At 66.9% G+C, this 11,998-nt stretch carries 8 protein-coding genes; 1 reads left to right on the top strand and 7 read right to left on the bottom strand.

All coding sequences use genetic code 11. The annotated features are described in order from the left end of the window. Positions 1 to 43: 43 nt before the first annotated feature. The 5 genes from WFQ05_RS04825 to WFQ05_RS04805 form a co-directional block, all read right to left on the bottom strand. Positions 44 to 409 carry a hypothetical protein gene (locus WFQ05_RS04825; RefSeq protein ID WP_337052909.1) on the bottom strand — a complete coding sequence of 122 codons (366 nt, stop codon included), beginning with the start codon at positions 407 to 409 and terminating at the stop codon, positions 44 to 46. 103 nt (positions 410 to 512) lie between these two features. Continuing rightward, positions 513 to 3,806: a GH92 family glycosyl hydrolase gene (locus WFQ05_RS04820; protein WP_337053250.1), complete on the bottom strand. Its 3,294-nt coding sequence runs from the start codon at positions 3,804 to 3,806 to the stop codon at positions 513 to 515. Between the two features lie 726 nt (positions 3,807 to 4,532). Then, the gene (locus WFQ05_RS04815; RefSeq protein WP_337052908.1) at positions 4,533 to 5,327 is read right to left on the bottom strand and encodes a siderophore-interacting protein; all 795 of its coding nucleotides are present in this window, start codon (positions 5,325 to 5,327) and stop codon (positions 4,533 to 4,535) included. Between the two features lie 36 nt (positions 5,328 to 5,363). Then, complete coding sequence (locus WFQ05_RS04810; protein ID WP_337052907.1) at positions 5,364 to 5,714, bottom strand: transcriptional repressor; 351 nt, start codon at positions 5,712 to 5,714, stop codon at positions 5,364 to 5,366. Beyond that, positions 5,704 to 6,396, bottom strand: coding sequence for a PadR family transcriptional regulator (locus tag WFQ05_RS04805; RefSeq protein WP_337052906.1), 693 nt, complete (start codon positions 6,394 to 6,396; stop codon positions 5,704 to 5,706). Before WFQ05_RS04805 ends, WFQ05_RS04810 begins: the two co-directional genes overlap by 11 nt. Before the next feature lie 364 nt (positions 6,397 to 6,760). On the opposite strand from WFQ05_RS04805, the gene aceE reads away from it, so the two are divergent. Further along, a complete protein-coding gene (gene aceE / locus WFQ05_RS04800; RefSeq protein WP_130514939.1) occupies positions 6,761 to 9,454 on the top strand; it encodes a pyruvate dehydrogenase (acetyl-transferring), homodimeric type in 2,694 nt (897 codons plus the stop codon). Positions 9,455 to 9,693: 239 nt separating this feature from the next. Here the strand turns inward: aceE and WFQ05_RS04795 are convergent, their stop codons facing one another. Both WFQ05_RS04795 and WFQ05_RS04790 read right to left on the bottom strand, forming a co-directional pair. Beyond that, the gene (locus WFQ05_RS04795; RefSeq protein ID WP_337052905.1) at positions 9,694 to 10,902 is read right to left on the bottom strand and encodes a M35 family metallo-endopeptidase; all 1,209 of its coding nucleotides are present in this window, start codon (positions 10,900 to 10,902) and stop codon (positions 9,694 to 9,696) included. 322 nt (positions 10,903 to 11,224) lie between these two features. Beyond that, a complete protein-coding gene (locus WFQ05_RS04790; protein ID WP_337052904.1) occupies positions 11,225 to 11,887 on the bottom strand; it encodes a type II CAAX endopeptidase family protein in 663 nt (220 codons plus the stop codon). Positions 11,888 to 11,998 lie beyond the last annotated feature (111 nt).

Below are 11,998 nucleotides of genomic sequence, written 5' to 3'. Positions count from 1 at the left end.
CGGGGCTTGCGGTGCGGATTGTTAGACGCGCGCGGCGCCTGGATCAGCATGCAGGCACCAGGTAGCGACGCAGCAGCGTCATCGCCTCCACCAATGCCTGCGCCTGCGCATCCTGGCCGAGCTGTCGATAGGTGGCCGCGGCGTCGCGCCGGGTGCGGATTTCATCTTCGATCAGACGGCTCAGCGCAGCGTCGTCCAGCGACCGGCGCGGAACTTCCACCGACGGGTCGCCGAAGGCATGGACCACGTAGGTTGCGTGGCGATCGCCCACCGCCACCGCCTGGGCGTTATCGATCGCGGCGATCAGTTGACGCAGGACCGCGACCTCGGCAGCGTTGCGGCTCCGCATCGCCACGGTCAGGTCGGCCTTGAGGCGCGCCACGAGGCGCTGGGCAGCATCGGCGGTCATCGCCGCATGATGGGCGCCCGGCGGAAGCGCACGCAACCGTGGCGCGCGCGCTCGATGCCGAACTAGCGCGCCCCGGTGTCCCGTTGCGCGCGCCTGACTCGCGCTACTTCAACGACACCGGCACATGCGGGGCCAGCAGCTGGATCTCGGCCAGCTCGGTGCGCCCCGGCGCCTCCAGGCGCAGGCGGTACGCGTCGAAACTGCCCGGCTTGGCGATGCGGAAGGGCCGGGTCTGCAGCGTCCACGGGAAGGCCTCGTCGCTGCGCGTGTCGATCGCCTGCCAGTTGCCGTTGCCGCGCCGCGCTTCCAGCGTCCACCTGGCGTGCTCGATGGCGCGACCGCCGCTGGTGAGCGTGTAGAAGCTCGGCTGCGCGGGCTGGGTCAACGCGATGTCGATCTGCGTCTGCGCGCCGGGCAGGGCCATCACCGTGCTGCCATCGTCGTCGACCAGGGCCGGCGCGTCCTTGCCCGCCACCGTCACGTGCGCGTCGCGGCCGATCACGTCGGCCAGCGTGGTCGGCGCCTGGCCGGCCGGTGTCAGCGAGGGCGGTGCATCCTGCGGCGCGCTGCCCCACTTGGACGGCGTCGGGCCCATCACGAAGTCCAGCGTCGCGCCCTGCGCCAGTAGCGCATGCGGGATCCAGGTCCGGGTCCACGGCTTGCCGTTGACCTTGAGCGACTGCACGTAGACGTTCTCGGGTGAGTTGTTCGCCGCGCGCACGATCAGCTCCCGCCCGCTCGGCAGCGCCAGCGTGGACTGCTTGAACAGCGGCGAGCCGATCACATAGTCCGGCGAACCCATGCGCAGCGGATACAGGCCCATCGAGGCCAGCACGTACCACGCCGACATCTCGCCGTTGTCCTCATCGCCCGGATAGCCCTGGCCGATCTCGCTGCCCAGGTACAGCCGTGACAGCATCTCGCGGGTGAGCGCCTGCGTCTTCCACGGCTGGCCGGCGTAGAGGTACATCCAGGCGATGTGGTGCGCGGTCTGGTTGCTGTGCGCGTACATGCCCATGCGCACATCGCGCGCTTCGGTCATCTCGTGGATCACGCCGCGGTAGGAGCCGCTGAACTTCGGGTCGGCCGTCTCCGGCGTGGCGAAGTACTGATCGAGCTTGCGCGCCAGCGCCTCGCGTCCACCGTACAGCGCGGCCAGGCCGTTGCCGTCGTGCGCGGCGGTGAAGGCGAAGGTCCAGCCGGAGGACTCGGTGTAGTCGTTGCCCCACACGCGCGGATCGTAGTCCTTCGCGTCCACGCGCCAGTCACCGTCGGGCTTGCGGCCCTGGAAGAAGCCCACCTGACGATCGAACAGATTGGCGTACTCGGCCGCGCGGTAGCGGAAGTACTCGGCCTCCTCGTCGTAGCGCTGCCTGTCCTTGGCCGAAGACGCGGTCCTGGACAGGCCCTGGGCCATGGTGGCGATGCCGAAGTCGTTGAGCGTGCCTTCCAGCGTCCAGGACATGCCCTCGTGCGTCTCGGTGTCGGCGTAGCCGCGGAACAGCGAGTGCGCCATGCCCTTGCGGCCGACATGCCGGTCCGGCGAGACCACCGTGGCGTTCTTCAGCGCCGCCTCGTAGGCCAGCCCGGCGTCGAAGCCCGCGATGCCCTTGGCGTACGCATCGGCGAAGGCCACGTCCGAGCTGGTGCCCACCATCAGGTCGGCATAGCCCGGCGAGGACCAGCGCGCCACCCAGCCGCCGGCGCGGTACTGCTCCAGGAAGCCGTCGATCAGCGCACCGGCATGCGGCGCATCCAGCAGGCCATAGGCCGGCCACGCCGTGCGGAAGGTGTCCCACAGCCCGTTGTTGACGTAGACCTTGCCGTCGCGGATCGGCGCGAAGCTGCGCACCGCGCTGCCTTCGGTGGCCTTGTCCGACCAGCTGTTCTGGCTGGCGTAGCGCCACTGCGGCTGCGCCTGGCTGCCGACGTTCTCGAAGGCGGAGTTGGGATACAGGTGCAGGCGATACAGGTTGGAATACAGCGTGGTGCGCTGATCCTCGCTGGCCCCGTCCACCTGCAGCTTGCCCAGCAGCGCGTCCCACTGCTGCTGCGCGCGCGCGGCCACGCTGGCCATGGTGTCGTCCTCGCCCACTTCCAGCGCCAGGTTGTGCCGGGCCTGGTCGAGCGAGATCAGCGAGGTGGCGATGCGCATGCTCACCTTGCGCGTGCCCTGGGCGAACTTGATGTAGCCGGTGGGCCGGCCGGTCTCGATGCGGCCACTGCGCTGCCAAGGCGCATCAAAACTCGCATACACGAACATGCGCGTGGCGCCGGTGGACAGGCCGCTGCGCACATCGGTATAGCCCGACAGCGTCTGCGTCTTGGCGTCCAGCGTCAGCCCGGCGCGCGCATCGACATTGTCGAACAGCAGGTTGGCATCGCTGCCTTCGGGGAAGTCGAACTCGAACACCGCTGCATGATCGGTCGGCGCCAGCGCGGCGACGATGCCGTTGTCGAAACGCACCCGGTACTGCTGCGGGCGCGCCAGCTCGTTGTCGTGGGAGAAGGCCAGCGCCCGCTTGGCGCGGTCGGCCTCCGGCACGCCGCGCTCCAGCGACGGCATGACCTGGAAGGTCTGGCGGTCGCCCATCCACGGGCTGGGCTCGTGGCTCAGCGCCAGCGCTTGCAGGCGCGGCCGGTTGGTCGCGTCGTTCTTCTCGTTCCAGTGGTAGAGCCAGGACAGCGAGCCGGCATCGGTCACCGGCGTCCAGAAATTGAAGCCATGCGGCACCGCGGTGGCCGGGAAGTTGTTGCCGCGCGAGAAGGTGCTGTTAGCCTGCGTGCCGCGCGTGGTCAGCACCCAGTCGGTGGGCGCGCTGCGCTCGGGTTGCGCAAGCTCGCCCAGCGCGACATCGTCGATCCAGCCGCGCGCGGTCTTGCCGGCGCCAGGCTGCAGCTCCAGCTCGATCGCCACCACGCGCTTGCCGCGCAGCGCCGGCACATCGCCCAGCCGCACCGCCTTGCGCGCCCACTGCTGCGGATACAGCGACTTCGACTCGCCCTGCGCCTTGGCCCCCAGCGCGAAGCCATGCTGATCGCGCGCCGGCGTGGCGGACACGCGCGTGCCATCGTCCAGCACCGCATCCAGCGAGACATAGGTGGAGGCCACCGTGTCGCCGTCGACGATCTCCGGCAGCACCAGCCACGACAGCGTGGTGTCCGCCCCGATGACCGTATCGACCTTGAACAGGGCCGTGCGCCCGCCGCTGCCGCTATAGCCCAGCGCCCTGACACCGCTGTAACCCGCATTGGCCTTGGCGGTGTACGGCGTCTGCGGCCCGCTGCCGATCCGCAGCTGCGTCCCGTTGCCTGCCGTCGCGACCGGAGCCGGCTGGCCCTCCTCGAACGACGTGGAGAACCCCGACTGCGCCGACGCGCCGACCGGAAGCCACAGCGCCGCCGCGACTGCGAGCGTCAGCAGACCGTGGCGTCTGGCGTGAGCGGGCACACGGCGAAGCGCGAGCGACGAAGGCGAGGCAGATGGGCGCATGGCAATTTAGATCGATTGAAATCGACCCGATCCTGCGTCAAACGCGCCCCACCTGCAATCCGCACTGCAGCGAAACCCCACCCTTGCCCCCTCCCTTTCGCCGCAGGCGAAGGGGAGGGCCGGGGAGGGGTTGGCTTTTGCTCTTGCCGTTGCTCCTGCTTCGAGTCGACAGCGGCCGAGCGCATCAGCAACAGCAACAGCAAGAGCACCCCCTCCCAACCTCCCCCTTGCGCTACGCGCAAAGGGGAGGGGCACTTCGGCGGCGTCAGAGCGAACTGGATCAGCGCCGGCTTCCGCCCCCTCCCTTTCGCCGCAGGCGAAGGGGAGGGCTGGGGAGGGGTTGGCTTTTGCTGTTGCTGTTGCCCCCACTCTTCGTCGGCAGCGCCCGAGCGCAACAACAGCAGCAACAGCAACAGCAACAGCAACAGCAACAGCAACAGCACCCCCTCCCTGCCTCCCCCTTGCGCTGCGCGCAAAGGGGAGGGGCGTGACTTCGGATGCATCACGACGAGCTTCCAGGCTTCTCCTCTCCATTCACCTGGCCACGCACCGGGCTCACGCTTACTCCTGCCCCCTTACCTCACCCACTCACACTTACTCCCCCCACTCACTCCACGCACTCCCACCCGCTCAATCTTCATCATCCTCACTATCCGCATGCTTCCAGTACCCGGTGGACTTGATCCACGTCTTGGGCACGTTGCGGTGGCCTTCGAGGAACTTGCGCATCAGCCGCGCGCGGCGCGATTCGCAGGCGATCCACCAGAACGTATCGCCGGCGGGCGACACATCGTCCAGCGCCTGCTCCAGCCGTTCGCTGCGCTGGGCGGGTACGCCATTGCGCGGTAGCCAGTGCACGGTGGCCTCGGCCTGGGTGGGCAGATCCTGGCGGTCGGCGTCTTCGGGGATCTCGATCAGCACCGTGGCCTTGCGGCCGGCCGGCATCTCGCTCAGCCAGCGGCCGATGGCCGGCAGCGCCGTCTCATCGCCCACCAGCACGTAGTGATCGAAGTCATCGGCCACCAGGAACGAGCCGCGCGGCCCGCCCATGGCCAGCGCATCGCCCACCTTGGCCTGCGCGGCCCAGGTGCTGGCCGGGCCGTCGCCGTGCAGCACGAAATCGATCGCCAGCGTGCCGGCCTGCGCGTCGTACAGGCGCGGGGTGTAGTCGCGCATCGGCGAGGGCGTCTTGCCGGGCGGGAACTCCGGGCCGTTGGGGCCGGGCGTGGGCGTGACGAACTCGCCGTCCGCGTTGGGGAAGAACAGCTTGACGTGGTCCTCCGGCGAGGCGCTCACGAAGCCTTCGAGCTCACGCCCGCCGACCACGATGCGGCGCATGTGCGGGGTGAGGTCGATCGTCTCGGTCACTTCGAGGCGGCGGAACACGATCGGGTGTTGAATCCTGCGGCTTTCATGCAAGGACATGGTGAATCACTCCAGAGAAAGGTAAACCCGGCGCGGTCAGTGCAACGGCACCAGGCGATAGCCCAGCTCGGCGGCGAGCGAGCGCAACCAGACGCTCGTGGCCGCCGCATCGAGGGGCGCGGAAGGCGCGGGCTGGCACAGGCGCCACAAGGTGCGGCCGTGCGGGCTGGCGATGGCAATCGCCAGCTGCCGGTCCTCCAGGACCCGCAGCAGGCGATACACGGTGCCCAGGCTCACGCGGCGGCCCTGGCCGCGCAGCTGCTGGTGCAGGGACATGGCGTCGCAGGCCACCGGCTGTTGGGCCAGCAGCTCCAGCAACGCGCGGCGCGGCGCGGTCAGGCGCAGGCCCGCGGACTGCAGCGCCGCGTGGTAGGCGTCAGTCGCCACGCGGCACCTGCGCGATCTGCGCGGCGGCCTGCTGCAGGATCCGTGCGATCGCCTCGCCCGACTCCGCTGTCCAGTGACCGTGGTGGGCGAGCAGGGCACGCTTGATCCCGCTCATGCCGCCGCGCACGGGCGCGGGCAGGCCGGCCTTCACCAGCGAGCGCGCGCTGCGCTCGGTGCGCAGGCGGGCGTGGTCCAGCGCCTCGGCATGGGTCTGGGCGAAGGCGCGGCCGGCATCGGTCAGCGCATGCAGGCGGCGCGCGCCGTCCTCGCTGCTCACCACCAGACCGTCGTCCTGCAGCTGGGCCAGCGCCGGGTAGACCGCGCCGGCAGAGGGCGCGTACTGGCCCAGGAACATCTCGCCGATCAGCTGGATCAGCTCGTAGCCGTGGCGCGGCTGCGCCTCCAGCAGGCCGAGCAGCAGCAGGCGCAGGTCGCCATGGGCCAGCCGGCGCGGGCTGCGCGGCCCGTCGCCGCGCTCGCCACGGCGGCCGTGACGCTCGTGGCGCTCGCCGCGCTCATGGCGCTCGCGGCGTGCCTCGTCGGCCCCTGAGGCAGGGGCGTTCGCATAGGACCGGTCGGCGGCGGCGTCGCGACCGCGCCGCCCGCGACCCTCGCGCGGCGCGTGGCGGTCCAGCCCGTCCTCGTCGGGGACGCGGCCGTGATGGCGTGAACGTGGATGCATGGCAATCCCTCCTGGTCTAGCGCGGCACCGAAGGTCTGGGCACGGCGCGGGTGTTTGGACACCGGCATGGGCGAGGCCACAGGCCACGCCACTCCGGCGGCGAAAAAAAGATATATCTAATTTTCGGAAAAAGATATATCGAATTGTGGCGCCCTCGCCACATCTGACACTTCCTCGTCATACGAAATCCTCACAACTGCAAGCTTCCCGACACCGCTGAGACGAAATCTCGTCAGAAACGCCGTCTCCAAGCTTCTACCTCCAAGGTCGAACCGACGCGCCCTTGCGCCCTGGCTTACAATCGCCGGCTCAGACAGACACCGATGCCGCAAACACGTCGCGGCGCACAGGCGAGGAGATGGCAATGAATTGGTTGAACGAGATGCTGCAGAGCGATCCGGATCCGGCCGAGACCCAGGAGTGGATCCAGTCGCTCAAGGCGGTCATCGACGCCGAAGGCCCGCTGCGCGCCCACCAGCTGCTGGAGGACCTGGTCGAGCTGACCCGCCGCTCCGGCGCCTACCTGCCGTTCTCGCCCACCACCGAGTACGTCAACACCATCGCCCCCAACCTGGAGGCCAAGAGCCCCGGCGACAGCGCGCTGGAGTGGAAGATCCGCTCGATCATCCGCTGGAACGCCATGGCCATGGTCGTGCGCGCCAACCGCAAGCCGGGCGACCTGGGCGGCCACATCGCCTCCTTCGCCTCGGCCGCCACGCTCTATGACGTGGGCTTCAACCACTTCTGGCGCGCCCCGTCGGAGAACCACCCCGGCGACCTGCTCTACATCCAGGGCCACAGCGCCCCGGGCATCTACGCCCGCGCCTTCCTGGAAGGCCGCATCACCGAGACCCAGCTGGACAACTTCCGCATGGAGTGCGAAGGCAAGGGCATCTCGTCCTATCCGCACCCCTGGCTGATGCCCGACTTCTGGCAGACCCCGACCGTGTCGATGGGTCTGGGCCCGCTGAGCGCCATCTACCAGGCGCAGTTCATGAAATACCTCGAGCACCGTGGCCTGATCGAGAAGTCCGACCGCAAGGTGTGGTGCTTCATCGGCGACGGCGAGAGCGACGAGCCGGAAACCCTGGGCGCCATCGCCCTGGCCGGCCGCGAGGGCCTGGACAACCTGATCTTCGTGGTCAACTGCAACCTGCAGCGCCTGGACGGCCCGGTGCGCGGCAACGGCAAGATCATCCAGGAGCTGGAAGGCGTGTTCCGCGGCGGCGGCTGGAACGTGATCAAGCTGCTGTGGGGCTCGTACTGGGATCCGCTCCTGGCGCGGGACACCGACGGCGTGCTGCGCAAGCTGATGATGGAAACCGTCGACGGCGAGTACCAGAACTGCAAGGCCTTCGGCGGCGCCTACACGCGCGCCAACTTCTTCGGCAAGTATCCGGAGACCGCCGCCATGGTCGCCAACCTGTCCGATGACGACATCTGGCGCCTCAACCGCGGCGGCCACGACCCGCACAAGGTCTACGCGGCCTACCACGCGGCCGTGAACACCAAGGGCATGCCCACCGTGATCCTGGCCAAGACGGTCAAGGGCTATGGCATGGGCAGCGCGGGCGAGTCGCTCAACCCGACCCACCAGACCAAGAAGCTCGACGACGACGCGGTGCGCACCTTCCGCGACCGCTTCAACATCCCGCTGAGCGACAAGCAGCTGGCCGAAGCCGAGCAGGTGCCCTTCTACAACCCGGGCCCGGACTCGCCGGAAGTGCGCTACATGAAGGAGCGCCGCGCCGCGCTGGGCGGCTACCTGCCCGCACGCCGCCGCAAGGCCGACAAGTCCTTCACCGTGCCGCCGCTTTCGACCTACGAGCGCCTGCTCAAGGACAGCGGCGAGCGCAAGTACTCCACCACCATGGCCTTCGTGCAGACGCTCAACATCGCCCTGCGTGACAAGGAGCTGGGCCCGCGCATCGTGCCGATCGTGGCCGACGAGGCGCGCACCTTCGGCATGGAGGGCATGTTCCGCCAGATCGGCATCTACGCCCCGTTCGGCCAGAAGTACAAGCCGGTCGACGCCGACCAGCTGATGTACTACCGCGAGGACCAGTCCGGCCAGGTGCTGCAGCAGGGCATCAGCGAGCCGGGCGCCATCTCGTCCTGGCTGGCCGCCGGCACCAGCTACTCGGTGTCCAACGTGCCGATGCTGCCGTTCTACATCTACTACTCGATGTTTGGCTTCCAGCGCGTGGGCGACATCGCCTGGCAGGCCGCCGACATGCGCACCCGCGGCTTCCTGCTGGGCGGCACCGCCGGGCGCACCACGCTCAACGGCGAAGGCCTGCAGCACGAGGACGGCTTCAGCCTGGTCATCGCCGGCTCCATTCCCAACGTGCGCAGCTATGACGCCACCTTCGGCTACGAAGTCACCGTCATCCTCCAGCACGGCATGAAGTCGATGATGGAAGAGCAGAAGGACGAGTACTACTACCTGACCCTGATGAACGAAAACTACACCCATCCGGAAATGCCGGCGGGTGCGGAGGAAGGCATCATCAAGGGCATGTACCTGCTCACCGACGCCGGCAAGCCCAAGAAGGGCGAGCTGCGCGTGCAGCTGCTGGGCAGCGGCACCATCCTGCGCGAGGCCATCGCCGCGGCCGAGCTGCTGGACAAGGACTTCGGCGTGACCGCCGACATCTGGTCCTGCCCCAGCTTCAACGAGCTGCGCCGCGACGGCTTCGCCGCCGAGCGCTGGAACCGCCTGCATCCGGAAGGCGAGCAGCGCAAGCCCTACGTCACCCAGTGCCTGGAAGGCCGCCAGGGCCCGGTCATCGCCGCCACCGATTACGTGCGCGCCTACAGCGACCAGATCCGCGCCTTCCTGCCCACCACCAACTACACCGTGCTGGGCACCGACGGCTTCGGCCGCAGCGACACCCGCGCCAACCTGCGCCGCTTCTTCGAAGTGGACCGCTACTACATCGCCCACGCCGCCATCGCCGCGCTGGCGAAGGACGGCAAGATGACCGGCAAGGACGTGGCCCGCGCGATCAAGCAGTACAAGATCGATGTGGACAAGGTGAATCCGGACGGGGCGTGATGCCGCGTCAGATTGGCGGAGTATGAAGAGGGCGGCCATTGGCCGCCCTTTTCTTATCTCTTCCCCTGCGGAGGTCACTACCTTCCAAGGCACCGCTGCGAAGCCCGTAGGCCTCGTCGTGAGTAGTTTCGGAGGGAGGGCGAATCCCCGGGAAAGATCCCGTCGCTCAGTCAGCGCGGGAGAGGGGTGCGAGGCGAGGCGGCCGTTGGTGCCACACGGTTAGCCTCAGCTGGATCCGGTCAATCGCCGTCGTAATTGATGAAGTAGAACCCGTAGTTGCTCGCGTTGCGAACTGCATTGGTGCGATCCGAGGAGGAGAGAAACTGCGTCTCGCCGTAATCGTAGATGTCGTTGCCGTTGATCGCCACGTCGATCGTGCCGTCCCAGTGCTCGTCGGCGAAGTGCGTCACCTCGTGGAGCAGTGTTTTCACCAGCGAGACATAGTCGGGATTTCCTTCCGGGAAGAGGGCCTGTGGATTGCCAGATCCGTCATCAAAAAAAGCGGGGCACGTGTGGATGACGTAAAGCTCTTGCTTGTAGGTAAAAGCAATTGCGCCGCGGTCGATCAGCTCTTGCGGGCAATCTCCACAAGCCAACGTCACGGCTGGGCGTGGCCCCTGTGAAGTGTCATCAGAGATGCGGAACCAAGCAGTGATGACGCCTTGATCGACATAGTTGTCGTTCGAATCGCCAGGGTTAGGCACGGGACTCACGTGTGCCCCAAACCACTTCCAGTACCTGGCGTTATAAGGGAACGTCGTGACATCGTTCACCGTGTGGTACATGTTGGACAACGCGGCAGCACCCATGAGTGCCGTCGACGTCGCAACCGACTTTGCATTGGCGAAAGCACTCTGCTCTGCTGCGGTACACACTGCCGCGGTGGCCCTGGGATGATCAATGGCGCCTTGCGTTGAGGACGAACTGCGCGGATCTATCCAGATCTCCACGGGACGAACCAGGACCTCTGACGAGTGCAGGCTCTTGTTTGCTGATGCGGAAGGTCCATCCTTCTGACGGTAATGCGCTCCAAATCGAAGTGAGACCGTGTAGTGCTTGCCTGGCTCAAGATGGTAGTTGGACGGCAGATCCACCTGGTAATTGATTGAGTCCCCCGCCTTGATTTCTTTCTCGCTGGCACTCTCATCAGCGAAGCTTACAAACATGCCCTTGTATTTCGCTTCGACCCCGCTGTCATCAACGATTCTCAGTGCGTCGTTGATCAGGCGGCCATTCGATAAGGGGATCGGAAGCGCCTTCTGGTCGACGAGAATGGTCTCGTCGCCGCTATTGGCCAAAGCCAATCGCAATACTCCGGAATTCGAGTTCGTCTGTGCTGATCGCTGGGAAGCTGGAACTTGATCCAGGCTGATGGTGAGTTGTCCGGCGGCAGATGCTTGCACTGAATACGCAATTGCCAACAAGCCCAATGCATAAAAGATCTTCATGCTTTACTCCTTCCATGGGGAGGGGATAGAAATTACCGTCCGCTCTCAGCGCAGTGCTGAGACTTCTATCTCGGTTGCTTCGGTAACAAGGCGAAGCGGGGTTAAAGTGCAGTTTCAGCCTTGGCCTTCGGCCTTCCCATCCGCGCCGCGGTCCCCGCGCGCCGTCCGAGCTGTCGTTCGTTGGCGGTGCGGAAGCGCGCGTTCCCGGTCGCGTGCTGGCGCAACAGTTAAGACGGATCGTGGCGGTCTCGTCGGGGTCGATGGCGTCCATCACGAAGCGGCGATAGGTCGCCGCACGCACTCCGGCGGTCTGACCCCGGTTTCAGGCATAGGCCATCAGCGCCAGCAGGTCTATCAGCCCGTGCGCGATGATCGCGGGCCAGAGCCGGCCGGTACGTGCGAACCACCAGCCGAGCATCAGCCCCACGATGACCAGCGAAATCGCGCCGATGGGGCCTTGATACAGATGGTACGAGGCGCGGATCGCCACGCTGACGTTCACTGCGAACGCCGGGCTGTGGCGTCGCTGCAGCACCCGAATCACATAGGCGCAGACGAACACCTCTTCGAAGATCGGATTGACCAGCGAGATCGCCAACACCGCGGTCAGCGTCAGCTTTCCGGCCACCATCGCCTCCAGGGAAGGATTCACCCCCTCGGCCATGCCTGCGCCCAGCCACCTCAGCGGATAGCAGGCCACGATGCACGCCATCAGCAGGCCGATCGCCGGGTAGATGTCGCGCCCCTGCCACTGCAGACCCAGCGCTTGCGGCGTCCATCCGCGGAACCACAGCACGGGGATCAGCAGCGCCAGCACCACCAGTTCGTAGAACACCATGCCCCACAGATTCGCCGCGGAGAACGACCGCTCGACGGCAGGCGCCAGCAAGGCCGAGAAGCTCGAGTAGATGGGCAGTCCCAGTGCGATCGCGATCACGACCACGAGTTCGCCCCAGCCTGCAGATGGCTTGTCGCTTCCTTGCATCGATCCCCTTTTTCGTCCGGCTGTCCGCCGCGCAGGTCGCTGACGCGGCTGGCGCGCTAGTACAGCACGTCCTGCCTGCGTTTTGGCAGCACCAGGTGGTAAGCGGCAGCA

Source organism: Pseudoxanthomonas sp. USHLN014, from assembly GCF_037153335.1.
GTDB lineage: Bacteria > Pseudomonadota > Gammaproteobacteria > Xanthomonadales > Xanthomonadaceae > Pseudoxanthomonas_A > Pseudoxanthomonas_A winnipegensis.
Note: the sequence above shows the minus strand (reverse complement) of the source record. Positions and strands in the feature narration are given on the sequence as shown.